21 protein-coding genes and 1 pseudogene are annotated in these 22,704 nt (G+C 75.4%); 14 read left to right on the forward strand and 8 right to left on the reverse strand.

The annotated features are described in order from the left end of the window. Positions 1 to 137: 137 nt before the first annotated feature. The 4 genes from SM577_RS05295 to proB all read right to left on the reverse strand — a co-directional run bounded on the left by SM577_RS05295 (position 138) and on the right by proB (position 3,348). A complete protein-coding gene (locus tag SM577_RS05295; RefSeq protein ID WP_302919570.1) occupies positions 138 to 464 on the reverse strand; it encodes a hypothetical protein in 327 nt (108 codons plus the stop codon). 2 nt (positions 465 to 466) lie between these two features. Further along, a complete protein-coding gene (locus SM577_RS05300) occupies positions 467 to 868 on the reverse strand; it encodes a YbaB/EbfC family nucleoid-associated protein (protein WP_302919569.1) in 402 nt (133 codons plus the stop codon). A gap of 118 nt (positions 869 to 986) precedes the next feature. After that, a complete protein-coding gene (locus SM577_RS05305; protein ID WP_302919568.1) occupies positions 987 to 2,228 on the reverse strand; it encodes a glutamate-5-semialdehyde dehydrogenase in 1,242 nt (413 codons plus the stop codon). 10 nt (positions 2,229 to 2,238) lie between these two features. Next, the gene (proB, locus tag SM577_RS05310; RefSeq protein ID WP_474586416.1) at positions 2,239 to 3,348 is read right to left on the reverse strand and encodes a glutamate 5-kinase; all 1,110 of its coding nucleotides are present in this window, start codon (positions 3,346 to 3,348) and stop codon (positions 2,239 to 2,241) included. Between the two features lie 61 nt (positions 3,349 to 3,409). Here proB and SM577_RS05315 point away from each other — a divergent pair, with 61 nt between their 5' ends. Genes SM577_RS05315 through SM577_RS05325 form a run of 3 tightly spaced genes read left to right on the forward strand, consistent with a single transcriptional unit; the run spans position 3,410 to position 6,730 of the window. After that, positions 3,410 to 3,724, forward strand: coding sequence for an MGMT family protein (locus SM577_RS05315; RefSeq protein WP_302919566.1), 315 nt, complete (start codon positions 3,410 to 3,412; stop codon positions 3,722 to 3,724). Between the two features lie 32 nt (positions 3,725 to 3,756). Beyond that, complete coding sequence (locus SM577_RS05320) at positions 3,757 to 5,163, forward strand: MFS transporter (protein WP_474586417.1); 1,407 nt, start codon at positions 3,757 to 3,759, stop codon at positions 5,161 to 5,163. Between the two features lie 28 nt (positions 5,164 to 5,191). Continuing rightward, positions 5,192 to 6,730 (forward strand): pyridoxal phosphate-dependent decarboxylase family protein, encoded by a 1,539-nt coding sequence (locus SM577_RS05325; RefSeq protein ID WP_474581466.1) that lies wholly within the window; start codon positions 5,192 to 5,194, stop codon positions 6,728 to 6,730. Between the two features lie 42 nt (positions 6,731 to 6,772). Here the strand turns inward: SM577_RS05325 and SM577_RS05330 are convergent, their stop codons facing one another. Next, positions 6,773 to 7,975: a hypothetical protein gene (locus SM577_RS05330; RefSeq protein ID WP_474586418.1), complete on the reverse strand. Its 1,203-nt coding sequence runs from the start codon at positions 7,973 to 7,975 to the stop codon at positions 6,773 to 6,775. Next, the gene (locus SM577_RS05335; RefSeq protein ID WP_474581467.1) at positions 7,968 to 8,525 is read right to left on the reverse strand and encodes an RNA polymerase sigma factor; all 558 of its coding nucleotides are present in this window, start codon (positions 8,523 to 8,525) and stop codon (positions 7,968 to 7,970) included. The genes SM577_RS05330 and SM577_RS05335 overlap by 8 nt, the downstream gene beginning before the upstream one ends. A gap of 283 nt (positions 8,526 to 8,808) precedes the next feature. Between SM577_RS05335 and SM577_RS05340 the strand changes: the two genes are divergently transcribed. Both SM577_RS05340 and SM577_RS05345 read left to right on the forward strand, forming a co-directional pair. After that, complete coding sequence (locus SM577_RS05340) at positions 8,809 to 9,387, forward strand: NADH-quinone oxidoreductase subunit B (RefSeq protein ID WP_302919562.1); 579 nt, start codon at positions 8,809 to 8,811, stop codon at positions 9,385 to 9,387. Between the two features lie 75 nt (positions 9,388 to 9,462). After that, a complete protein-coding gene (locus SM577_RS05345) occupies positions 9,463 to 10,779 on the forward strand; it encodes a DUF2252 domain-containing protein (RefSeq protein ID WP_302919561.1) in 1,317 nt (438 codons plus the stop codon). Positions 10,780 to 10,896: 117 nt separating this feature from the next. Here SM577_RS05345 and SM577_RS05350 read toward each other — a convergent pair whose 3' ends face one another. Beyond that, positions 10,897 to 11,943 (reverse strand): glucose 1-dehydrogenase, encoded by a 1,047-nt coding sequence (locus SM577_RS05350; RefSeq protein ID WP_302919560.1) that lies wholly within the window; start codon positions 11,941 to 11,943, stop codon positions 10,897 to 10,899. Between the two features lie 148 nt (positions 11,944 to 12,091). Here SM577_RS05350 and SM577_RS05355 point away from each other — a divergent pair. Continuing rightward, positions 12,092 to 12,691, forward strand: a pseudogene (locus SM577_RS05355) (NADH-quinone oxidoreductase subunit C); the annotation flags it as partial. Positions 12,692 to 12,975: 284 nt separating this feature from the next. After that, on the forward strand, positions 12,976 to 13,938 hold the full coding sequence (locus tag SM577_RS05360) for a complex I subunit 1/NuoH family protein (protein ID WP_302919559.1): 963 nt from the start codon (positions 12,976 to 12,978) through the stop codon (positions 13,936 to 13,938). Between the two features lie 87 nt (positions 13,939 to 14,025). Here the strand turns inward: SM577_RS05360 and SM577_RS05365 are convergent, their stop codons facing one another. Next, positions 14,026 to 15,096, reverse strand: a complete 1,071-nt coding sequence (locus SM577_RS05365; protein ID WP_474586451.1) for a glutathione S-transferase family protein — start codon at positions 15,094 to 15,096, stop codon at positions 14,026 to 14,028. Between the two features lie 51 nt (positions 15,097 to 15,147). On the opposite strand from SM577_RS05365, the gene SM577_RS05370 reads away from it, so the two are divergent. From SM577_RS05370 to SM577_RS05400, 7 genes are all read left to right on the forward strand, one after another. Next, on the forward strand, positions 15,148 to 15,582 hold the full coding sequence (locus SM577_RS05370; protein ID WP_302919557.1) for an ester cyclase: 435 nt from the start codon (positions 15,148 to 15,150) through the stop codon (positions 15,580 to 15,582). A 60-nt stretch (positions 15,583 to 15,642) separates the two neighbouring features. Beyond that, positions 15,643 to 16,269, forward strand: a complete 627-nt coding sequence (locus SM577_RS05375) for a NuoI/complex I 23 kDa subunit family protein (RefSeq protein ID WP_474586419.1) — start codon at positions 15,643 to 15,645, stop codon at positions 16,267 to 16,269. Continuing rightward, a complete protein-coding gene (locus SM577_RS05380) occupies positions 16,266 to 16,841 on the forward strand; it encodes an NADH-quinone oxidoreductase subunit J family protein (RefSeq protein ID WP_474581470.1) in 576 nt (191 codons plus the stop codon). The genes SM577_RS05375 and SM577_RS05380 overlap by 4 nt, the downstream gene beginning before the upstream one ends. Beyond that, on the forward strand, positions 16,838 to 17,224 hold the full coding sequence (nuoK, locus tag SM577_RS05385; protein ID WP_302919554.1) for an NADH-quinone oxidoreductase subunit NuoK: 387 nt from the start codon (positions 16,838 to 16,840) through the stop codon (positions 17,222 to 17,224). Before SM577_RS05380 ends, nuoK begins: the two co-directional genes overlap by 4 nt. After that, the gene (locus SM577_RS05390) at positions 17,221 to 19,164 is read left to right on the forward strand and encodes an NADH-quinone oxidoreductase subunit 5 family protein (protein ID WP_474586420.1); all 1,944 of its coding nucleotides are present in this window, start codon (positions 17,221 to 17,223) and stop codon (positions 19,162 to 19,164) included. Before nuoK ends, SM577_RS05390 begins: the two co-directional genes overlap by 4 nt. A 156-nt stretch (positions 19,165 to 19,320) precedes the next feature. Continuing rightward, positions 19,321 to 20,826 carry a complex I subunit 4 family protein gene (locus tag SM577_RS05395; protein ID WP_302919552.1) on the forward strand — a complete coding sequence of 502 codons (1,506 nt, stop codon included), beginning with the start codon at positions 19,321 to 19,323 and terminating at the stop codon, positions 20,824 to 20,826. A gap of 129 nt (positions 20,827 to 20,955) precedes the next feature. After that, positions 20,956 to 22,524 (forward strand): NADH-quinone oxidoreductase subunit N, encoded by a 1,569-nt coding sequence (locus SM577_RS05400; RefSeq protein ID WP_302919551.1) that lies wholly within the window; start codon positions 20,956 to 20,958, stop codon positions 22,522 to 22,524. Positions 22,525 to 22,704: the final 180 nt, after the last annotated feature.

The raw sequence follows: 22,704 nt of genomic DNA on the forward strand, positions 1-22,704 counted from the left end.
ACTGCGGCCACTCGTAGCCGAGCATCGACAGCAGGGAGGCGAGTTCGCCCGGCAGGGTCAGGCCCACCGTGACTCCTTTCGTGCGTCGCTCGTCCGCCCGGCGCGCCGGGCGCTCGTCCGCCCGGCGCGCCGGGCGCTCATCCGCCCAGTGCGCCGAGCATCGAGCGGAAGGACGCCGCGACGTCCTCCTCGACGGCCCGGTAGCCGTCGGCCATCTGGTGCAGCCCGTCGGCGTAGTTGCCCAGCTCGTCGATGTTGGTGCTCAGGCACTCGGTCAAGGCGTCCACGCAGGACTGGTGGGCGATGCCGAGCAGCGAGCCGATGTCGTCGCCGCCGAACGCGGCGGCGTAGCCGGCGACCGCGGCCTGGAAGCTCTCGAAGATCTGCCGGACGGAATCCCGGGCCTGTTCCAGTTCCGCCGCGCCCCGGCGCAGGGCGTCGATGTCGACGTCGAGGTTCTCCATCGTCAGCTCCGCTGCTGCAGCTTCCGCATGGTCTCGCTGATCGCCTGGCTCATCTCGCGCATCTGCCGCAGGCTCTGGTCCTGGAGGCGCTCGACGGTGGCGGTGATCGCGGCGAGGTCGGGCATCGGCTCGGCGGCGGCCGGGCCGTCGTCCTGGCCGTCGAGCGCGGCGTTCACCGCCAGGCGCAGCTCGTCGGCGAGGTAGTCCGAGCCGTCGCGGAGCACCCGGGGGTCGATCTCGATGGCGCTGACCCGACCGTCGGTGCCCAGGGTGACCCGGATCCGGCCGTCCGCCGCCTCGCCCACCGACTCGGTGCGCTCCGGCGGGGTGACCCCGCGGCCCACCTCGCGCAGCGCGGCCCGGGCCTGTGCCAGTTGCTCTTCCAGGGCGCTCTCGCCCAGCATGTCGCCTCCCCAGACAAGCCGTGCCGAACCGGCCCCAGACTATCGGCCGGCCGCAATCCCCGGCGACACCCCACCGCCGGTCCACCCGGGACGTCCGCGGGACCGGCGGGCCGGCACGTCAGCGCAGGTGACCGTTCCCGGTCACCACGTACTTGGTGGAGGTCAGCTCGGGCAGGCCCATCGGGCCCCGGGCGTGCAGCTTCTGGGTGGAGATGCCGATCTCCGCGCCGAAGCCGAACTCGCCGCCGTCGGTGAACCGGGTGGAGGCGTTGACCATCACCGCCGCCGCGTCCACCCGGGCCACGAACTCGCGGGCGGCGGTGGTCGAGTCGGTGACGATCGCCTCGGTGTGGCCGGTGCCGTACCGCCGGATGTGCGCGACCGCGGCGTCCAGCGAGTCGACCACCGCCACCGAGATGTCCGCCGAGAGGTACTCGGTGGCGAAGTCCTCGTCGGTGGCGGGCAGCACCGCTGCGGAGTGCGCGGCCACCCGCTCGTCGCCGTGCACGGTCACCCCGGCCTCGGCGAACGCGGTCAGCATCGGCGGCAGGAAGGCGTCGGCGACGGCCGCGTGCACCAGCAGCGACTCCGCGGTGTTGCAGGTGGACAGTCGCTGGGTCTTCGCGTTCAGGGCGATCGCCACGGCCTTGGCCAGGTCGGCGGCGGCGTCCACGTAGACGTGGCAGTTGCCGACCCCGGTCTCGATCACCGGCACGGTCGACTCCTCGACCACTGTGCGGATCAGCGACGCGCCGCCGCGCGGGATCAGCACGTCGACCAGCCCCCGGGCGCGCATCAGTTCCTTGACCGAGTCGCGCGAGCCGGCGTCGAGCAGTTGCACCGCGTCGGCCGGCAGGCCGGCCCCGGCGACCGCGTCGCGCAGCACCGCGACCAGCGCCGCGTTGGAGTGCGCCGCCGACGACGAGCCGCGCAGCAGCGCCGCGTTGCCGGACTTCAGGCAGATGCCGGCCGCGTCCACTGTCACGTTCGGCCGGGCCTCGTAGATGATCCCGACCACCCCGAACGGCACCCGGATCTGGCGCAGCTCCAGGCCGTTGGGCAGGGTCGAGCCGCGGACCACCTCGCCGACCGGGTCGGGCAGGGCGGCCATCTGCCGCAGCGCGTCGGCGATGCCGGCCACCCGGCCCGCGTCCAGCGCCAGCCGGTCCAGCACGGCCGCGGTCAGCCCGGCCGATCGCCCGGCCGCCAGGTCCGCCTCGTTCGCGGCCAGGATCTCCGGCGTACGCGCCACCAGCGCGTCGGCCATCGCGTGCAACGCCGCGTCCTTGGCGGTACGGGTGGCGACGGCGAGTTGCTCCGCCGCCGTCCGGGCCCGGCGGGCCTGCTCGGTCACGCTCATCCGACACTCCTCACAGCACCACCAGGTCGTCGCGGTGGACGACCTCCCGTTCGTACGCCGGGCCGAGCGCCGCGGCGAGTTCCCCGGTCGACCGGCCGAGCAGGCCCGGCAGTTCGACCGCGTCGTAGTTGACCAGCCCGCGGGCCACCGGCGCGCCCTCGGCGTCCACCAGGTCCACCGGGTCGCCGGCGGTGAACGCCCCGTCGACAGCGGTGATCCCGGCGGGCAGCAGCGACTTGCGCCGGTCGACCACCGCCGCCACCGCGCCCGGGTCCAGGTGCAGCCGGCCGCGGGGCGAGGTGGCGTGGGCGAGCCAGAAGAGCCGGGCGGCCGGCCGCCGCCGGCTGGGGTGGAACAGCGTGCCGACCGGCTCACCGGCGAGCGCCTCGGCGGCCCGGTCGGCGGCGGTGAGCACCACCGGGATGCCGAAGCCGGTGGCGATCCGGGCCGCCTCGACCTTGGTCACCATGCCGCCGGTGCCCACCCCGGCCCGGCCCGCGCCGCCGATGTCCACGCCGGCCAGGTCCCGCTCGTCGTGCACCTCGCTGATCCGGGCCGCGCCCGGCCGGGTCGGGTCACCGGTCCAGAGCGCGTCCACGTCCGACAGCAGCACCAGCAGGTCGGCCTGCACCAGCGCGGCGACCAGGGCGGCCAGCCGGTCGTTGTCGCCGAACCGGATCTCCTCGGTGGCCACCGTGTCGTTCTCGTTGACGATCGGCACCGCCCGCAGGTCGAGCAGCTTGCGCAGGGTCCGGTACGCGTTGCGGTAGTGCGCCCGCCGGGTCACGTCGTCGACGGTGAGCAGCACCTGCCCGACGGTGAGCCGGTGCCGGGCGAAGCTGGCCGCGTACCGCCCGATCAACAGGCCCTGGCCGACGCTGGCGGCGGCCTGCTGGGTGGCCAGGTCGCGCGGGCGCCGGGCCAGCCCGAGCGGGGCCAGGCCGGCGGCGATCGCGCCGGAGGAGACCAGCACCACCTCGCGGCCGTCGGCGGCCCGGGCGCCGAGGGCGTCGACCAGCGCGTCGACCCGCCCGTCGTCCAGCCCGCCGGCGGCGGTGGTCAACGAGGAGGATCCGATCTTGACGACCACCCGCCGGGCGGCCGTGACTACGTCGCGCACCCGCCCATTCTGCGTGGTCGAGCCGGCCGCGCCCCGCGCCGTTCCCATATCCTGGCCGGTCGTGAGCCCTGATGAATATGTCGAGGCGGTGCTCGAACTGGTCGAGCGGATCCCGGCGGGCCGGGTGATGTCGTACGGGGCGGTCGCCGACGCGCTGGCCGAGCGCTCCGGGCGGGCCTCGGCCCGGCTGGTCGGCTCGATCATGGCGCGGCACGGCGGCGGGGTGCCCTGGCACCGGGTGGTGAACTCGGCCGGCCGGCTGCCGCCCGGGCACGAGCGGGAGGCGCGGGCCCGGCTGCGGGCGGAGGGTACGCCGTTGCGCGGAGTCGGGGTAGACATGGCGGCGGCCGCCTGGTCGCCGGAAGAGGGGATGTGACCCCGGCCATAACGTGAGTAACATTCGGCCCCATGGACGCGCCGCCGGCTGGAACCGGTCCGGTCCCGGGCGGGCTACCGCGTCGGGTGCACGCCGGCTACGCGCTGGGCTCGCTGGCCACCGGGGCGTTCGGCACCGTGCCGGGGCTGTTGCTGCTGCCGTACCTCACCGACACCCTCGGCGTCGCCGCCGGGGTGGCCGCCCTGCTGGTGCTCGGGCCGAAGGCGTGGGACGTGCTGGTCAACCCGGCGGCCGGGCGGATCTCCGACCGCACCCGGTCGCGCTGGGGCGCCCGCCGGCCGTACCTGTTGGTCGCCGGGGTGGCGATGGCGCTGCTCTTCGCGGCCATCTTCGCCGGCCCGGTGGACGCCGGCCCGGCCGCCGCCGGGTACGTGGCGGTCGCCTTCCTGGCCACCGCCACCGCGTTCGCCTTCTTCCAGGTGCCCTACGTGGCGATGCCGGCCGAGCTGACCGGCGACTACGCCGAACGCACCCGGCTGATGAGCTGGCGGATCGCGCTGCTGGCGGTCGCCATCCTGGTGTCCGGGGCGGTCGCCCCGCTGGTCGTGTCGGCCACCGGCGGCGGCGTCGCCGGGCACCGCTGGATGGGGCTCTTCGTCGCGGCGCTGATCGTGCTCGGCGCGGTGGGCGCCTTCCTCGGCACCCGGGGCGCGCCGACCGGCACGGTGGCCGAGAGCGAACCGACGCTGCGCGCGCAGCTCGCGGTGGCCGCCCGTAACCGGCCGTTCCGGGCGCTGCTGCTCTGTTTCGTGGTGCAGTCCGCCGGGGTGGCCACCATCCTGGCCGGGGTCAACTACTTCGCCGGGCAGATCCTGCGCGACCCCGACGGCGGGCCGACCCTCCTCTTCGTCTGCTTCGTCGGGCCGGCGCTGCTGGTGATGCCGCTCTGGACCCGGGTCGGCGCCCGGGTGGGCAAGCTGGCCGCGCTGGTCGCCGCGTCGCTGATCCTCGCGGTGGGCGCGCTCGTGCTGGTGGCCGCCCCGGTGCTGCCGCCGGTGGCGGTCTACCTGGTGGTCGCGCTGATCGGCTGCGGCTACGCCGGCCAGCAGGTCTTCGCGCTGGCCATGCTCCCGGACTGCATCGCCTGGGACGAGGCGCGCACCGGCCGGCGGCAGGCCGGCGTGTTCACCGGGCTCTGGACGGCGGGGGAGACCTTCGGACTGGCCCTCGGCCCGGGCATCTACGGGCTGGTCCTCCAGGTCTCCGGCTACGTCTCCTCCGACACCGGGACGGCGGCCGCCCAGTCGGACAGCGCCCGCCTCGGCGTGCTGCTCGGCTTCACCGTCCTGCCCGCCCTGCTGGTGGCCGTGGCCCTGGTGGCGCTCCGCCCGTACGACCTCACCCCCGCCCGCCTCGCCGAGGCCGGACCGGGTCACCCCGGCGACCAGGCAGTCGCGGTGGGGAACGACAGCCGCTGAGCCGCACGGAAAGGGCAGCACAACTTCCATGAACGACGAGGAGCGGGACGAGCGCGCGCCGCTGGGGCCGGGGGTGCCGGCGCAGACGGTGCTGGCCGAGGTGCGGGGACTGCGCAAGCTGGACCGGCCGACCCACGGCGGGCGGCTGTTCGCGTACGTCTACGACCCGGCGGTGCCCGGGCTGGACGAGCTGGCGATCGCCGCGTACGCGGAGAGCGCGCACGTCAACGGGCTCGACCCGACCGCCTTCCCGTCCCTGCTGGCGATGGAGAACGCGCTGGTCGGCGCGGCCGCCCGGCTGCTCGGCGGCGGCCCCGGCAGCACCGCCCCGGACGTCGTCGGCAGCGTCACCAGCGGCGGCACCGAGTCGCTGATCCTGGCCGTGAAGGCGGCCCGGGACGCCCACCCGGAGATCGCCGCGCCGCGGATAGTGGTGCCGGCCAGCGCGCACGCCGCGTTCGCCAAGGCGGCGCACTACCTGCGGGTGGCGCTCGATCCGGTGCCGGTGTCGGCGGAGACGCTCCGCCCGGCGGTCGCCGACGTGGCCGCCGCGATCGGTCCGGCGACCGTCCTGGTGGTCTGCTCCGCCCCCTCGTACGCGCACGGCGTGGTGGACCCGGTGGCCGAGATCGCGGCGGTCGCCGCGGCGGCCGGGGTGCGCTGCCACGTGGACGCCTGTTTCGGCGGCTGGACGCTGCCCTGGCTGCGCCGGCTCGGCGCACCGGTGCCGCCGTTCGACTTCGCCGTGCCCGGGGTCACCTCGATCTCGGTCGACCTGCACAAGTACGCGTACGCGCCCAAGGGGGTGTCGGTGCTGCTGCACCGGGACCCGTCGTTGCGCGCCGCGCAGTACTTCGCGTTCGCCGACTGGCCCGGCTACACGATGATCAACCCGGTGATCGCCTCGACCCGCTCGGGCGGGCCGATCGCCGCCGCGTACGCCACTCTGCGGCACCTCGGCGACGACGGCTACCTGCGGCTGGCGGCGCTGACCCGGGACGCGGTGGCCGGGCTGGCGGACGCGGTGCGCGGCGTCGACGGGCTGCGGCTGATGGCCGAGCCGGAGTCGACGGTGGTCTGCTTCACCAGCACCGACCCGGAGCTGGACCTGTTCGTGCTGGTCGACGAGCTGGCCGCGCGCGGCTGGCACACCCAGCCCCAGCTCTCGTACGCCGACCTGCCGGCCAGCGTGCACCTGACCGTCACCGCGTCGGTGGCCCCCCGGGTGGCCGAGTTCGGCCCGGACCTGCTCGCCGCGGTGGCCGCCGCCCGGGCCGCCGGGCCGGTACGGCTGCCGGCCGAGCTGCGGGCCCTGGCCACCACGCTGACCCCGGAGGCGCTCAGCCCGGACCTGGTCGCCGGCCTGGCCGCCGGGCTGGGCCTCGGCGCCGGGGCGGACCCCGCCGGGGCGGGTGCCGGCGAAGCGGGCGGCGCGGCGTCCTCCGGCGCCGGGCCGCTGCCGGAGCGGATGGCCCTGGTCAACGCGCTGCTCGACGCCGCGCCGCCGGCGCTGCGGGAACGGCTGCTGGTGGAGTTCGTCGGCCTGCTGCAACGCCCAGCCTGGTGACGGCCCGGTGCGGCGGGAACACCCGCCGCACCGGACCCGCGCTCACCGGTAGTCGATCTTCACCAGGTTGTCGCTGTCGTAGACCTCCGCCACGAAATCGGACCGGCTGTCCATCGGCCGGGCGTCCACGTCGGCCGTGCCCTGGCCGACGGCGGCTCCCGCCGTCGCCCGCAGGCCCAGCGTGAGCCGGACCTCCGCGCCGGCCTCGACCCGGTTCAGGTCGCAGGTCACCGGCTGCCGGGTGGCCTCCGGTTCGTTGCGGCAGGCCGACCACCCGTCGCCGTCGGGGCGCAGCGCCGCCGGCAGGTCGAGCCGGAGCGCCACGTACGCGGCCGGAGCGGTGCCCGCGTTGCGGATCCGCACGGTCACCGTGCCCACCCGGGAGCCGTCCGGCAGGGTGTCGAGCACCAGGTCGGTGGCGGTGACGACCAGGTTCATCCCATGCGGGTTCGGCCCGAACGAGGTCGGCCCCTCGACCTGCGCGAACCGCCCGTCGGCCCAGCGGTAGCCGCGCCACTGCCGCTGCGACCACTCGCCGGGCCAGCCGCCGCCCGGGGCGATGTCGGCAACCTGCACCCGGACCACCCCGTCCGGCCGGACCGCCACGTCGGTGAGCCACTGCGGCGTCTCCCGCGCGGTGGCCACCACCCGACCCAGCGTGATCACCTTGCCGGCCGGGTCGCGGTCGAACACCACCACCTGTTCCGGCCCGCCGGTGCCGAGCAGGCAGTGCACCAGCGCGACCGTCTCGGTGGCGCCGTCACCGTCGACGTCGCCGTACGCCAGCCCCTGGAGCACGTTGGTCTGGTCGCGGGTCGCCGCGCCGGCCAGCCGGGTGTCGGTGACCGGGCAGCTCGGTCCGGGGCGCCAGGGCGGCAGCGACACCGGCGTGGCGAGCAGTTGCGCGCGGCTGATCCGGCCGTCCGGCACCGTCGGGGCCGGGCTGGTGCTGGTCGGTGCCGCCGACGGGCTCGCCGAGGCGGTCGCCGACGGGGAGGCGGACGGGGTGCCGGTCGGGTCGACCGGGCCGGGGCGGGGAGCCGGGTCGGTCAGCGCCGCGTACCCGAAGATCGGGCCGGTGCCCAGCGCCAGGACCGCCGCGACGGCCGTGCCGAGCGTCCGGCGGCGGCGCCGCCGCACCGCCCGGCGGACCGCCGCCGGTCCCGGGGGTTCGACCTCGGCCAGCACCTCGGTGCGGTACCGGGCGAAGCGCTCGGCGAGAGCGACTGCGTCGTGCTCAGACATCGCGTGCCTCCTCGGAGTCCCGCAGGGACGCGGCGAGCGCGGCCCGCCCCCGGTGCAGCCAGGACTTGACGGTTCCCTCCGCGACGCGTTCCTGCGTGGCGATCTCGGCGACGGTCAGGTCGGCGAGGTAGTGCAGCACCACCGCCCGGCGCTGCCGGGGCGGCAGCAGGGCCAGCGCGGCGTCCAGGGCCACCCGGTCCGGCGTCGGCCCGGCCACGTGCACCTCGCGCTGCCGGTGCAGGAACGCCTGCGCGGTGCGCAGCCGCCGCCAGCGGCTGTGCGCGAGGTTCCAGGCGACCCGCCGGATCCAGGCCAGCGGGTCGTCGTAGCCGGCCACCCGGTCCCACCGGGCGAAGGCCCGGCAGAACGCCTCCTGCACCAGGTCCTGGGCCTGCCCCAGATCCCCGGTGTACGCCCGCAGCTGCACCACCAGCCCGCGGAAGTGCGCGTGGTAGAAGTCGTCGAAGAGGGGCGGCGACCCGTCGGGTGTCGCCCCGGACAGGGGGTCGGGCGGTGCCCCGCCGACCCGCGCGTCTTCCGTCACAGTCACTCGTCCTCCCCCGTGGCAGTCCGGAGCGGTGAGCCCCGACACCCGTCACACCGGTCGATGGGTGCGAAGGTTGCAGCGGGTCCGATGGCCGTACTGTCGGCTCGCCGTCTGTCCGGCCCGGGCGATCCGGCGTACCGCGGCCATGGTCCCGGCAACCGACGGCGCCGGCCGGGACGAGCCGCCCCGGCGCGCCGGCACTTCGCCAGACGCGGGCGTTCGGCGGTCGGGTTGCCGCCGCGGCGCTGTGGTTGACTGTCGGGTGGAGGACAGGAAGGGGGCGGTCGTGCAGCTGCCGGGGGTGCTCGGCGAGCCGATCCGGTTCGTGCTGAACTGGGGCCGCCGTTACTCGCTCTGGGTCTTCAACTTCGGCCTGGCCTGCTGCGCCATCGAGTTCATCGCCAGCAGCATGGGCCGGCACGACTTCATGCGGCTCGGCGTCATTCCGTTCGCCCACGGCCCGCGGCAGGCCGACCTGATGGTGGTCTCCGGCACGGTGACCGACAAGATGGCCCCCGCGATCAAGCGGCTCTACGACCAGATGCCCGAGCCGAAGTACGTCATCTCGTTCGGCGCCTGCTCCAACTGCGGCGGCCCGTACTGGGACTCCTACTCGGTGACCAAGGGTGTCGACCAGCTCATCCCGGTCGACGTCTACGTGCCCGGCTGCCCGCCCCGGCCGGAGGCGCTGCTGCACGGCATCCTGCGCCTCCAGGAGAAGATCGCCGCCGAGCAGTCCGGCGTCGGTGGGGTGCCCCGGCCGGACCTGCTCGCCGCGCCGGTGGACGCCCCGCCCCGGGACGGCACGCCGCCGCGTCCGGTCGAGTCGCTCACCGCGCCGCCGGTCCGCCCACCGGCGTCCTGACCTGCCGGACCAGCCCACCGGCCCGGTCCGCTCGGCCGAGCGTGGCACTGGCGGCCGAGGGCTAGCCTGCGCACCATGACCGACTCCGCGGAACGCCGTTCCGCCCACATCGTCGACGTGCTGACCGAGGAGTTCGGCGCCTCGATGGCGCTCGACCCGGCCGCGTTCCGGCGCAAGTTCCGCAAGATGGCGGCCTCGCCGTTCGCCTTCTACCGGGGCAGCGCCTCGCTCTTCTACGCCGACCAGCTCGGCGACTTCGCCGACGACCGGTTCCTCGACGGGCGGACCAGCCGGGTGTGGATCCACGGCGACCTGCACGCGGAGAACTTCGGCACCTACATGAACGCCTCCGGCCAGCTGGTGTTCAACGTCAACGACTTCGACGAGGCGTACGTCGGGCCGTTCACCTGGGACCTGCGGCGGCTCGCGGCCAGCGTGGCCCTGCTCGGCTACGGCAAGGCGCTCTCCGACCGGTCCATCGGTGACCTGGTGGCCGGCTTCGCCCGGTCGTACCTGACCGAGCTACGGGCCATCGCGGCCGGCGGGGACGACGCGATCGGCTCGATCACCCTGGACACCGCCGACGGGGTGCTGCGTCGGGTGCTCCAGCAGGCCCGGCTGAACACCCGGGTGGACCTGCTCGCCGCCCAGACCACCATCGACAACTACGAGCGCCGGTTCTCCCTCGGCGACGGGGTCTTCGAGGTGGACCGGGAGACCCGGGACCGGGTGCGCGCCGCCTTCGAGCAGTACCTGGGCACCCTGCCGCCGTCCTCGGCGCGGCTGCGGCCGGTCGCCACCCGGATCAAGGACGTGGTGCTGCGCAAGGGCGTGGGCATCGGGTCGGCCGGGCTGCCGTCGTACAACCTGCTGCTGGAGGGGCACACCCAGGCGCTGGAGAACGACGTCGTCATCTACATGAAGCAGGCGCAGGTGCCGGCGGTCGCCCGGCACATCCGGGACGAGTCGGTGGCCGGCTACTTCCAGCACCAGGGGCACCGCACCGCCGAGTCGCAGCGCGCGCTCCAGGCGCACGCGGACCCCTGGCTCGGCTTCACCGAGCTGGACGGGGTCGGGCAACTGGTCGCCGAGGTCTCCCCGTACGCGGCCGACCTGGACTGGTCCGACGTCAACGAGCCGGAGGAGCTGGCCGGGGTGCTGACCGACCTGGGCCGGGCGGTGGCCCGGATGCACTCGGTGGCCGACGACGAGTCCAGCCACGACCTGGTGGACTACTCCACGGAGGAGGCGATCGTGGCGGCGGTGGGCGCCGACGAGGACGGCTTCGTCAGCCACCTGGTGGACTTCGCGCACGCGTACGGCGTCCGGACCCGGCAGGACCACCAGCTCTTCGTGGACCTGTTCCGCAACGGCCGGCTGCCCGGCATCTGACCCGCGCCGCCGGCCCGGCCGTGGCGACCGTGCCCGGGGTGCCGACCGTGCCGGGCGTAGCGGCTGTGCCCGCCGTGGCGGCCGCGCCGGCCCGACGTGGCGGCCGGGGCGGTCCGGTCAGGCGGCGAAGTCCAGCACCACCTTGATGTCGTCCGGCCCCGGCGTGTACGCCTCGGCGTAGCGCTCCACCGGCACCCGCCGGGTGATGAGCGACTCCAGCCAGGACTGGTCGGCCCGGGCCAGCGCCTCGGCGGCCATGTCCCAGTGCCGGCGGTTCGCGTTCACCGAGCCGAAGACCACGTTGTTCTCCAGCACCAGGGTGCGGTTCAGCGCTCCGGCGTCGAGGTCGATGGTCCGGCCGCCGCTGGAGACGCCGGCCAGGCAGATCACGCCGGTCGGCGCGGCCTGACACATCACGTCGATCACCACGGTGGGCGCCCCGGTGCACTCGATCACCACGTCCGGCTCGAAGCCGATCTGGTCCACCTTCGTCGAGTGGTACGTCGCGCCGAGCGCGCTGACCAGCGCCGGCTTGGGCCCCTCGGTGGCCAGGTCGAGCACGTGCACGGCGAGCCCGCGCTGGGTGGCCAGCAACGCCGCGAGCAGGCCGATCGGTCCCGCTCCGGTGACCAGGACCGACTGCGGCTGCCACTCGGCCCGGTGCCCGATCCGTTCGATGTGGTCCCAGGCCTTGGCCACCACGCTGGTCGGTTCGAGCAGCATGCCGACCCGGGCCAGCGCCGGGTCCAGCCCGACGGCGAACCGGGGCGGGAGCCGCCAGCGGTCCCGGGCGAAGCCCGGCAGGGCCTTGATGCCGTGCTCGGTGAACCGCCCGTTGCGGCACATGTCCCACTCCCCGACGGCGCAGTTCGGGCAGGGCACCGGGTCGGGGTAGCGGACGATCCCGGCCACCAGGTCGCCCGGCTGGAGGGTGCCGGTCGGGTCCTCCAGCACCCGGCCGAGCGACTCGTGCCCGAGCACCAGGCGGTCGAAGCCGGGCGGGGCCTCGCCGTAGTGGCCGGCGATGATCTCGTGGTCGGTGCCGCAGATGCCGACCGCCAGGGCCTCGACCAGGATCGAGCCCTCGTCGGTCGCCGGCTCCGGATAGTCCTCGACGAGCGACAGCGAGCCGGCGGTACCGGGGGTCACAGTCACAGCGCGCACGAGACTCATCTTTCCCCGGCGCTCGGCCGGCCGCCGGGCAAAGCCGGCAGATCGCCCCGTCGGGGTCGGCGGGGCGTACCGCCGGTGCCCGTCCGGCGGCCCGGCTCGCCCCGGCGCGTCCGGCGGAGCAGGCCATAGGATCAGCCGCATGACTCCGGAAGAGGTCGGCCAGCGGGTGGTGGCGCTGCTCGCGCCCGCCGAGGCCACCCCGTCGGTCTCCGGCGGTCAGGCGCACGCCCGCGCCACCGTCGACGTACCGCCGGCGAGCTGGGCGCAGGCGCTCCGCGCCGCCCGCGACGACGCGGAGCTGGCCTGCGACTTCTTCGACTGGCTCTCCGCTGTCGACGAACTTGCCGAGGGCTTCGCGGTGGTCGCCCACCTCTGGTCCACCACCCACCGGCACGGGGTGTTGCTGCGCACCCGGGTACCGCGCGAGGCGCCGGTGGTGGCCTCGGTGGTCGACGTCTACCCCGGTGCCGCCTGGCACGAGCGGGAGACGCACGAGATGTTCGGCATCGACTTCGCCGGCCATCCCGGCCTGCGACCGCTGTTGCTGCCGCCGGAGTTCGAGGGGCACCCGCTGCGCAAGGAGTTCGTGCTGGCCTCCCGGGTGGCCAAGCCGTGGCCGGGCGCAAAGGAGCCGGGCGAGTCCGAGGCGGGTGGCGGCCGCCGGCCGATCCGCCCGCCGGGGGTGCCCGCGCCCGGCGAGTGGGGCACCACGCCGACACCGGCCGGCGCCGGCGGGGCGGGCGAGGGCCCGCGCGGCGGCGTACCGGCCCGGCCGGCCCGGGAACGGCCCGCCCGGCCGGCCCCCGGCACCCGGCCGGCCCGCACCGCCCGCCCCGCCGGCGGCCCGGCGCCGGGCGCGACCGAGGCGGGCCCGCCGGCCGACACGGCCGAGGCCGGTCCGCTACCGGGCGCACCCGGCGGCCGCGGCCCGGGGGCGGCCCGCTCCGGCCCGCCGGCGGACCGGCCGTCCCGGGAGGGGCCGGCCGCGACCGAGCGGGCCGACGGCGACGGAGGTACGGCCTGATGCCGCTCTGGCTGGAACTGGTGATCCGGGTGGGCGGCGTGCTGGTCGCCTTCCTCACCCTGCCGCTGCTCGTCGGGCAGGCCGAGCACAAGGTCATGGCGCACATGCAGGGCCGGCTCGGCCCGATGTACGCGGGCGCGTTCCACGGCTGGGCGCAGCTCATCGCCGACGGGGTGAAGTTCGTGCAGAAGGAGGACGTCACGCCGGCCGAGGCGGACCGGGCGGTCTTCCGGCTGGCCCCCGCCGTCGCCCTGGTGCCCTACCTGCTCGTCCTGCTGGTCATCCCGCTCGGCCCCGGCGACCTGGTCGGGCAGCCGCTGGACATCGGCCTCTTCTTCGTGCTGGCCGTGGTCGGGGTCGGCGTGGTGGCGGTGCTGATGTCGGCGTGGGCGTCGGCCAACAAGTACAGCCTGCTCGGCGGGCTGCGCGGCGCCGCCCAGCTACTCGGCTACGAGCTGCCGCTGGTGCTCGCGGCGGCGTCGGTGGCGATGGCGGCGGGCACCCTCAGCCTGCCCGGCATCGTCGAGGCATGGCAGCCGTGGTGGCTGCTCTGGCAGGCGCCCGCGATGGTCATCTTCTTCGTGGCCGGGCTGGCCGAGATCCGGCGCCCGCCGTTCGACATGCCGATCGCCGACTCGGAGCTGGTGTTCGGCTACCTGACCGAGTACACCGGCCTGCGGTTCGCCTTCTTCCTGCTCGCCGAGTACGTCGGGATCGTGGTGATCGCCGCGCTGACCACCGTGCTGTTCCTCGGCGGCTGGCACGGCCCGTTCGCCGACGCGCAGCTCGGCTGGCTCTGGACGCTGCTGAAGGTCTTCGCGGTGTCCTTCCTGGTCATCTGGCTGCGGGTGGCGTTCCCCCGGCTGCGCGAGGACCAGTTGCAGCGGCTCTGCTGGCTGGTCCTGGTCCCGGCCGCCCTGGCCCAACTGGTGCTCACCGCCGCCGTCCGGGTCGCCCTCTGACCCACCCCGCTCGGTCGATCATGAGGTTGGCGGCGTCGCCGCCGGCGGATCGCGCCGCCAACCTCATGATCAACAGGCTGGGAACCCTCAGCGGAGGGGGGTGTGGGTGGGGTCGATGCGCTCGGCGGGGGGCGGGGGTGGCGGGGGAGTGCCGTCGCCGAACGGGCGGCCGCCCAGCGCCTCCCGGCCGTGCGGGGTGAGCCAGTTCGCCAGGTCGGGCCCCAGCGGCACCACCCCGGTCGGGTTGATGTCCCGGTGCACCTCGTAGTAGTGCCGCTTGATGTGGTCGAAGTCGATGGTGTCGCCGAAGCCGGGGGTCTGGAACAGGTCCCGGGCGTACGCCCAGAGCACCGGCATCTCGGTGAGCTTGCTCCGGTTGCACTTGAAGTGGCCGTGGTAGACCGCGTCGAAGCGGGCCAGGGTGGTGAAGAGCCGCACGTCGGCCTCGGTGATGGTGTCGCCGACCAGGTAGCGCTGCCCGGCCAGCCGCTCGCTGAGCCGGTCCAGCTGGTCGAAGAGCCGCCGGTACGCCGACTCGTACGCCTCCTGGCTGCCGGCGAAGCCGCAGCGGTAGACGCCGTTGTTGACCTCCCGGAACACCGCCGCGTTGAGCTCGTCGATCTCGTCGCGCAGCCGCTCCGGGTAGAGCTCCGGCGCGCCCTCGCGGTGGTACGCGGTCCACTCGGTGGAGAGGTCCAGGGTCATCTGCGCGTAGTCGTTGGTGACCACCTGCCCGGTCGGCACGTCCACGATCGCCGGCACGGTGATGCCCCGGTCGTAGCCGGGGAACCGGGCGAAGTACGCCTCCTGGAGCCGCTCGATGCCGAGCACCGGGTCACGCCCGCCCGGGTCCAGGTCGAACGTCCAGCTGCGGGCGTCGTGGGTCGGCCCGGCCACCGCCATGGAGAGCACCTCCTCCAGCCCGAGCAGCCGGCGGACGATGATCATCCGGTTGGCCCAGGGGCAGGCGTAGCTGACCGCCAGCCGGTAGCGGCCAGGCTCCACCGGATAGCCGTCCCGCCCGTCGGCGGTGATCCGGGTGGCGATGTAGCGCTGGTCCCGGGTGAACTCGCCGCCCGGCTCGACGTACTTGCCGCCGGTCGTCCCGCCTGATTCGCCGCCCACGCCGTCTCCTCCGGTGTCCTCGGTTGCCCCCATCATCGCGGATCTCGGGGCGGCTGGCCCGCCGCCGCTGACTACGCTGCCGGGATGACCGATGTGGAGGCGGCGGCCCGGCGCTTCATCGCCGACGTCTGGAACGCCGGCCGGGAGGAGTCCGCGTACGAGTTGGTCGCGGCGGAGTGCCCGGGGCTCGGCGGCGCCGGACCGGAGGGCACCCTGGCCTGGCACCGGGACCGCCGGGCGGCCTTCCCGGACCTGCGCTACAAGATCGTGGACCTGGTGGCGGCCGGCAACCGGGTGGCGGTGCACTGGCGGGCGGCCGGTACCCAGGCCGGCCGGTTCGGCCCGGTGCCGCCGACCGGCCGGGTGGTCAGCTACTCCGGCGCCAGCTTCCTGCGCTTCGACGACAGCGGCCGGATCGTCGACGTGTGGAGCGTCAACGAGCTGTTCCAGGTCCTCCAGCAACTCGGCGTCGAGATGCTCCCGCCCGCCCCGGGCGACCTCGGTGGCAGCGGCGGGTGACCCGGTCCCCGCCCGACCGGGTGCAGGGGGTGGTCGCGCGCGCCGCTGGCACAGGGCAGGATGGTCCGCATGAGCGACCGCAGCGAGCGCAGCGAGGCCGGCGGCGGCACCGGCGAGCGCGGCGTGCCCGGCGCGGGCCTGGTCAAGGGGCTGGCGGTCACGCTGAAGACGATGACCCGGCGCTCCACCACCCAGCAGTACCCGGACGTCGCCCCCGAGCTGCCGCCCCGCTCCCGCGGGGTGATCGCGCTGCTGGAGGAGAACTGCACGGTCTGCATGCTCTGCGCCCGCGAGTGTCCGGACTGGTGCATCTACATCGACTCGCACAAGGAGGAGGTGGCGGTGCCCGGCGCCGCCCGCCCCCGCCAGCGCAACGTGCTCGACCGGTTCGACATCGACTTCTCGCTCTGCATGTACTGCGGCATCTGCGTCGAGGTCTGCCCCTTCGACGCGCTCTACTGGTCGCCCGAGTTCGAGTACGCCGAGTACGACATCAAGGACCTGCTGCACGACAAGGACCACCTCGGGCAGTGGATGGGCACCGTGCCGCCGCCGCCCGCGCACGACCCGAACGGCGAGCCGGCCAAGGAGGAGACCGCCGCCGCGCGCAAGGCCGCGGTCCCGGCCGCGCCCGTCGACCGGCCGGTCGCCCCGGCCGTACGCCCCGAGCCCGGGGCCGGCGCATGACCGGTGCGGACGTGCTGCTGCTCGCCCTCGGCGCGGTTGCGGTCGGCTCGGGTGCGCTGGTGGTGGGCACGAAACACCTGGTCCGGGCGGGCCTCTACCTGGTCGTCTGCCTGGGTGCGCTGGCCGGGATCTACCTGGTGCTCGGCGCCGAACTGGTGGCCTGGGTGCAGGTGCTGATCTACGTCGGCGCCGTGGTGGTGCTGCTGCTGTTCGCGGTGATGCTGACCCGGGCGCCGATCGGCGCCTCCGACGACCTGGACCGCCCCGGCTGGCCGGCCGCGCTGATCGGCGGCGGGGCCGGGGCGGGGCTGGCCGCCCTGCTGGTCGACGCGTACCGCTGGACGGCCGTGGCGCTGCCCGAGGCGGGCACCGCGGAACGCCTGGGCGACCAGATCTTCCGCGGCTGGGTGCTCCCGTTCGAGGTGCTGTCGGTGCTGCTGCTGGCCGCGCTGGTCGGCGCGATCGTCCTCTCCCGCCCCGACATCGGCCGCCCCGCCGCCGAGCGGGACCGCGCGGGCCGGCCCGCCGAGCGGGACCGGGCCGGGCATGCCGAGCGGGGGCCGTCGCGGTGAGGCCGGTCATCCCGTACGTCACCGCCGCGCTGCTGTTCGGCCTCGGCGTCTACGGCGTGCTGCGCCGGCGCAACGCGGTGCTGGTGCTGATGGCCGTCGAGTTGATGCTCAACGCGGTCAACCTGGTCCTGGTCACCGCGGACAGCACCGTGCGGGCGGCGCTGCCGCACGGCGGGCAGGTCTTCGCGCTCTTCGTGATCGTGCTGGCCGCCGCGGAGATCGGGGTCGGGCTGGCGATCGTGCTCCAGTTCTACCGGTTGCGGGCCAGCGTCGCCGTGGACGAGGTCCCGCTGACCGAGCGCCCGATCGAGCCGGCCACCGCCGCCGGTGCCGCCGTCGAGGCCGGGGTCCGCCCCGCCGCGCGCCCCGAGGGGGAGCGGTGACCACGACCACCCTGCTCGGCGCGCTGCTGCCGGTCGTACCGCTGGTGGCGGGCCTGGTCGGCCTGCTGCTGCCACCCGCGCCGCCCGACGGTGGCGAAGGGCGGGCGCGGCGCGCGGCGATCGCCCTCGGGGTGGCCGGCGCGGCCGGCGCGCTCGTGCTCGCGGTGGCCCTGCTGGTCACCCTCGACGGGCCGGCGGAGTCGTCCGGCAGCTGGGTCGACCTGGGCGGGTTGGCCGTCACCATCGGCGTCCGGCTGGACGGCGCCGCCGCGCTGGTCGCCGTCGCGGTCGCCGCGGTGGCGCTGGCCGTGCAGGTCTACTCGATCGGCTACCTCAAGCGCGGCCCGCACGACGACGTCGACGTCGACCACCGCTACCCGCCGTACGCGGCGCAGATCAGCCTCTTCACCGCCGCCATGCTGCTGGTGGTGGTCGCCGGTGACCTGATCCTGCTGCTGGTCGGCTGGGAGGTGATGGGCATCTGCTCGTACCTGCTGATCGCCCACGACCGCCGGCTGCCCGAGGCGCCCGCCGCGGCGATGAAGGCGTTCCTGGTCACCCGGGTCGGCGACGTCGGCTTCCTGCTCGGCATCGCGCTGCTCGGCGTCTCGGCGGGCAGCTTCCGGATCGCCGACGTGCTGGCCCACGACCACGCGACCGGCACGCTCACCGCCGCCTGCCTGCTGCTGCTGGCCGGGGTGGCCGGCAAGAGCGCCCAGTTCCCGCTGCACACCTGGCTGCCGGACGCGATGGCCGGCCCGACTCCGATCTCCGCGCTGATCCACGCCGCCACCATGGTCGCCGCCGGGGTGTACGCGGTCACCCGGCTCTACCCGCTCTTCGAACGCGCGCCGGCCGCGCTGGCGGTGCTCGGGGTGATGGCCGTGGTGACCCTGCTGCTCGGTGCGCTCGCCGCCACCGCCCAGGACGACCTCAAGCGGGTGCTGGCCTGGTCAACGGTATCCCAGATCGGCTACATGACCGGCGCGCTGGCGGTCGGCGCGCCCGCGGCGGCGCTGTTCCACCTGCTCACCCACGCCGCGTTCAAGGCGCTGCTGTTCCTCGCCGCCGGTGCGGTGATCCACGCGGTCGGCACCACGCTGATGTCCCGGATGGGCGGTCTGCGGCGCGGCATGCCGGTGACCTTCTGGTGCACGGTGGTCGGTCTCGGCGCGCTGGCCGGGTTGCCGCCGCTCGCCGGTTTCTTCAGCAAGGAGAGCATCCTCTACGCCGCCGAGGACGCGCTGCACGGCGGCGGTCCCGCGCCGGTCTGGGTGGGCTGGCTGTTCTGGCTCGCCGGCCTGGCCGGCGTCGCGATCACCGCCTGGTACGCCACCCGGCTGCTGCTGCGCACGTTCCTCGGCCCGGCGCGCAGCCCGCTCGTCCAGCCGCACGACCCGCCCGCCGTGATGCGCTGGCCGGTGCTGCTGCTCGCCGTCCCGGCCGCGCTGCTCGGGCTGGCCGGGTTCGCCGGCGGGTTCACCGACCTGCTGCGGCCGGTGGCCCCGGCCACCCCGGACCGGCCGTCGGACCTGCTGCCGCCGGCGCCGCTGGTGCACCTCGGCCCGGAGGTGCTGCTGCCGCTCGCCCTGCTGACGCTCGGGGCTGGCCTCGCCTGGGCCCGCTGGCGGCGCGACCCGGCCGGTGACCCGGCCGCCACGCTGGGCCCGCTGCGGCCGGTGTTCGCCCGCGCGTTCCGGCTCGACGACGTCCAGCACGCCCTGGTCGTACGCCCCACCGGCGCGGTGGCGCGCGGGGTGCGTACCGCCGACGAGGTGGTGGTGGACGGCGCGGTCACCGGCAGCGGCCGGGCCGCCGTCGGCCTCGGCGGGGGGCTGGCGGCGCTGCACCGGGCGGCGCTGCCCCGCGCGGCGGCCGGGGTGCTGGCCGGCGCGCTGCTGGTCGGCCTGGCCGCCGCCCTGATCGGAGCCGCGGCATGAGCGAGTGCAGCGAGCGAATCGTCAGGCTCAGTGCGGTGGTGCCTCATGTCGGCACGGAGCGAAGCGGAGTGCCGGCATGAGCGAGTGCAGCGAGCGAATCGTCAGGCTCAGTGCGGTGGTGCCTCATGTCGGCACGGAGCGAAGCGGAGTGCCGGCATGAGCTTGGGGGAGTTCCTGCTGGTCGCGGTGCTGGCGGTGCCGGCGCTCGGCGCGGTCGCGGTGGCCGCGACGCCGCGGGACCGGGCCGCCCGGGTGGTCGGCACGGTGGCCGCCGCGGTCACCCTGCTGGCCGCGGCGCTGCTGGCGCTCGGCGACCGCACCTGGTCCGGCTACACCCCGAGCGCCCCGGCGGTGCGCCCCTGGCACCGGATCGACCTGCCCTGGGTGCCCGGTCTGGAACTGCGCTTCCACCTGGGCGTGGACGGCATCTCCTGGCCGCTGGTCGTGCTGACCGCCCTGCTCACCCTGCTCTGCTGCGGGTACACCCTGTGGCGGGTGCCCGAGGGCGGCAGCGGCCGGGCGCTGGTGGCGCTGCTGCTGGTGGTCGAGGTCGGCATCCTGGGCACCTTCCTCGCCCTCGACCTGGTGCTCTTCTTCGTCTTCTTCGAGATCGTCCTGCTGCCCATGTACGCGGTCATCGCCGGCTGGGGCGGCGCGGACCGGCGGCGGGCGGCCCGCAAGTTCGCCCTCTACACGCTGCTCGGCTCGGTGCTGCTGCTGGTCGGCGTCTACGTCGTGGTGGCCGCCGCGGGCACCGCCGACATCGTGGCGCTCACCGGCGGGGCGGGGCTGTCCCGGGGCACCCAACTGGCCGCGTTCACCCTGCTGGCGTTGGCGTTCGCGGTGAAGAGCCCGCTCTGGCCGCTGCACTCCTGGCTGCCCGACGCGCACACCCAGGCGCCCACCGTGGGCAGCGTGATCCTGGCCGGCGTGCTGCTGAAGATGGGCACCTACGGCCTGATCCGGGTGGCGGTCGGGGTGGCGCCGGAGGGCGCCCGCTGGGCCGCGCCGGTGCTCGGCGCGCTGGCGGTCGCGGCGATCCTGGTCGGCGCGCTGGTCTGCCTCGCCCAGGACGAGCTGAAGCGGCTGATCGCGTACTCGAGCGTGGGGCACATGGGCTTCGTGCTGCTCGGCGTGGCCACCCTCACCAGCACCGGCATCCAGGCCGCGCTGATCGGCAACGTCGCGCACGGGGTGATCACCGGGCTGCTCTTCTTCCTGGCCGGCGCGGTCAAGGACCGCGCGCACACCGGGTCGCTGGCCGAGCTGTCCGGGCTGCGGGAGACCGCCCCCCGGCTGGCCGGGCTGCTCGGCTTCGCCGCCGTCGCCTCGCTCGGCCTGCCCGGGCTGGCCGGCTTCTGGGGCGAGGCGTTCGCGGTGGTCGCCGCCGTTCAGGCCGGCGGGGCGCTCTGGACCACCCTGGGCGTGCTCGCGGCGGTCGGCGGGGCGCTCACCGCGGCGTACTTCCTGCGGCTGCTGCGCCGGGTGACGCACGGCCGGCCCAGCCCGGCGGTCGGGCGGCTCGCCCCCGGCCTGGCCCGCGCCGAACTGGTCGCGTGGGCGCCGCTGGTGCTGCTGGCCCTCGCGGTCGGTCTGGCCCCGACCCTGGTGCTCGGCGTCGCCGAGGCCCCGGTCGACGCCCTGGTGGAGGTGCTGCGATGAGCGCGTGGCGTGCGCCGGCGGAACCGGTCGTGGTCGTCCGGACCGATGGGGTGCCGGCATGAGCGAGCGAATCATCGGGCTCAGCGCGGTGGTGCGTCAGGGCGGCACGCAGCGGAGCGGGGTGCCGGCATGAGCGTGGTGCAGAGCGTCGACAGCGTGGCGCTGCTGCCGGCGTACCTGGCCGCCGGCACCGCCGTCCTGGTGCTGGTCACCGATCTCGTGTTGGCCCGGCCGCGGGCCACCGTCGCGGCGGCCGTCCTGGGCGCGGCCGCCACCGCGCTCGGCTCGGCGCTGGTCGGCGCCGGCGACGAGCGGCGCACGTTCTGCGTCGGCGCGGACTGCTCGTACGTCTTCGGCGGCCGGGCCGCGCTGGTCGGCGTGGTCGTCGCGCTGCTCACCCTCGGCGTGCTGGCGCTGTCCGGCCCGGCGCTGCGGGCCGGGCAGTCGCCGGTGGGGGAGTACGCCTTCCTGCTCGCCTGCTCGATGACCGGCGGCGTGGTGCTCGGCGCGGCCGCCGACCTGATCACGCTGATCGTGGCGCTGGAGACGCTCACCCTGCCGCTCTACGTCCTGGTGGGGCTGCGCCGGGGCAGCCTGGCCAGCGCCGAGGCCGCGGTCACCTTCTTCGTGGTGAGCGTGGTCGCCACCACCCTGACGTTGCTCGGCGCCGCGCTGCTCTACGCGGCCACCGGCGCGCTGCACCTGGGCCGGCTCGGCGCGCTCTTCGCCGACCGGCCGGAACTGCTCGACCTGCCGCTGACCGGCGCCGCCGTCGCCCTGGTGGTGCTCGGCCTGGCGTTCAAGGTGGCAGCGGTGCCGTTCCACGCCTGGGCGCCGGCCACCTACGACGGCGCGCCGCTGCCGGTGGCGGCCTACCTGTCGACCGCCTCGAAGCTGGGCGGTGTGGTGGCCCTGCTCGCCGTGGTCCAGTACGCGCTGCCGGCCGAGGTGACCGGCCCGGTGCTCGCCCTGCTCGCGGTGCTGACGATGACCGTCGGCAACCTGGTGGCGCTGCGCCAGCGGCGTACCGTCCGGCTGCTCGCCTGGTCCTCGGTGGCCCAGGCCGGTTACATCCTCGCCCCGCTCGGCGCGCTGGCGCTGGCGGCCGGGCGAAGCGCCGACGCCCGCTCCGCCGCGTACGCGGCCGCCGTCGCGTACGCCGTCTTCTTCGTGGTGCTGGAGCTGGCGGCCTTCGCGGCCGTGGTGGCGCTGCGCCCGGCGGGCGCGGACGGCGGCACGCTGGACGACCTGCGCGGGGCGGGCCGGCGGCACCCGTGGCGGGCGGCGGCGCTCGGCCTGGCGCTGGTCGGGCTCGCCGGCCTGCCGCCGGGCCTGGCCGGCCTGTTCGCGAAGGTGACGGTGGTCCGGTCGCTGCTGGACGGCGGCGCGGGCTGGCTGGCCGTGGTCGTGGCCGTCAACGCGGTGATCGGCCTCGCCTACTACCTGCGCCTCACCGCGACCCTCTGGGCCGCCCCGACCACCGATGCCGCCGCCGCACTCCCGGCCGCCGATGCTGATGCGGCCGGCCCAACCGGCCCGACCGCCGGTGCCGCCGCCCCGACCGGCGCCGCCGCCCCGGCAGGGGAGGTTCCCGTCGTGCGGACGCGAACGGTCGGCGCGGTGCTGGTCGTGGCGACCGTGGTGGCCGTGGTGATCGGCTTCGCCCCGCAGCTCGTGCTCGACGTCGCCGCCCGCTGAGGCGCCCTCGCGGGCGCCCCCTCGGCAGGGCCCAGCCCTCGGCTCAGTTCAAGACCGACGCCGTCGCCCGTGACACCGGACGAGGTCGGGCACATCGACGCCGTGCTGCTGTCCCACGACGAGCACGACGACAACCTCGACCCACGCCGGCCGGCAGTTCCTCACGCGTGTCCCGCTCGT

The organism is Micromonospora desertarenae, from assembly GCF_056150265.1.

What these genes read in the sequence shown, in the direction of transcription:
- SM577_RS05295 (WP_302919570.1), bottom strand. Translation starts at nt 464, where the DNA reads ATGGAGAACCTCGACGTCGACATCGACGCCCTGCGCCGGGGCGCGGCG.
- SM577_RS05300 (WP_302919569.1), bottom strand. Translation starts at nt 868, where the DNA reads ATGCTGGGCGAGAGCGCCCTGGAAGAGCAACTGGCACAGGCCCGGGCC.
- SM577_RS05305 (WP_302919568.1), bottom strand. Translation starts at nt 2,228, where the DNA reads ATGAGCGTGACCGAGCAGGCCCGCCGGGCCCGGACGGCGGCGGAGCAA.
- SM577_RS05320 (WP_474586417.1), top strand. Translation starts at nt 3,757, where the DNA reads ATGGACGCGCCGCCGGCTGGAACCGGTCCGGTCCCGGGCGGGCTACCG.
- SM577_RS05325 (WP_474581466.1), top strand. Translation starts at nt 5,192, where the DNA reads ATGAACGACGAGGAGCGGGACGAGCGCGCGCCGCTGGGGCCGGGGGTG.
- SM577_RS05330 (WP_474586418.1), bottom strand. Translation starts at nt 7,975, where the DNA reads ATGTCTGAGCACGACGCAGTCGCTCTCGCCGAGCGCTTCGCCCGGTAC.
- SM577_RS05345 (WP_302919561.1), top strand. Translation starts at nt 9,463, where the DNA reads ATGACCGACTCCGCGGAACGCCGTTCCGCCCACATCGTCGACGTGCTG.
- SM577_RS05360 (WP_302919559.1), top strand. Translation starts at nt 12,976, where the DNA reads ATGCCGCTCTGGCTGGAACTGGTGATCCGGGTGGGCGGCGTGCTGGTC.
- SM577_RS05365 (WP_474586451.1), bottom strand. Translation starts at nt 15,096, where the DNA reads ATGGGGGCAACCGAGGACACCGGAGGAGACGGCGTGGGCGGCGAATCA.
- SM577_RS05370 (WP_302919557.1), top strand. Translation starts at nt 15,148, where the DNA reads ATGACCGATGTGGAGGCGGCGGCCCGGCGCTTCATCGCCGACGTCTGG.
- SM577_RS05375 (WP_474586419.1), top strand. Translation starts at nt 15,643, where the DNA reads ATGGTCCGCATGAGCGACCGCAGCGAGCGCAGCGAGGCCGGCGGCGGC.
- SM577_RS05380 (WP_474581470.1), top strand. Translation starts at nt 16,266, where the DNA reads ATGACCGGTGCGGACGTGCTGCTGCTCGCCCTCGGCGCGGTTGCGGTC.
- SM577_RS05395 (WP_302919552.1), top strand. Translation starts at nt 19,321, where the DNA reads ATGAGCTTGGGGGAGTTCCTGCTGGTCGCGGTGCTGGCGGTGCCGGCG.
- SM577_RS05400 (WP_302919551.1), top strand. Translation starts at nt 20,956, where the DNA reads ATGAGCGTGGTGCAGAGCGTCGACAGCGTGGCGCTGCTGCCGGCGTAC.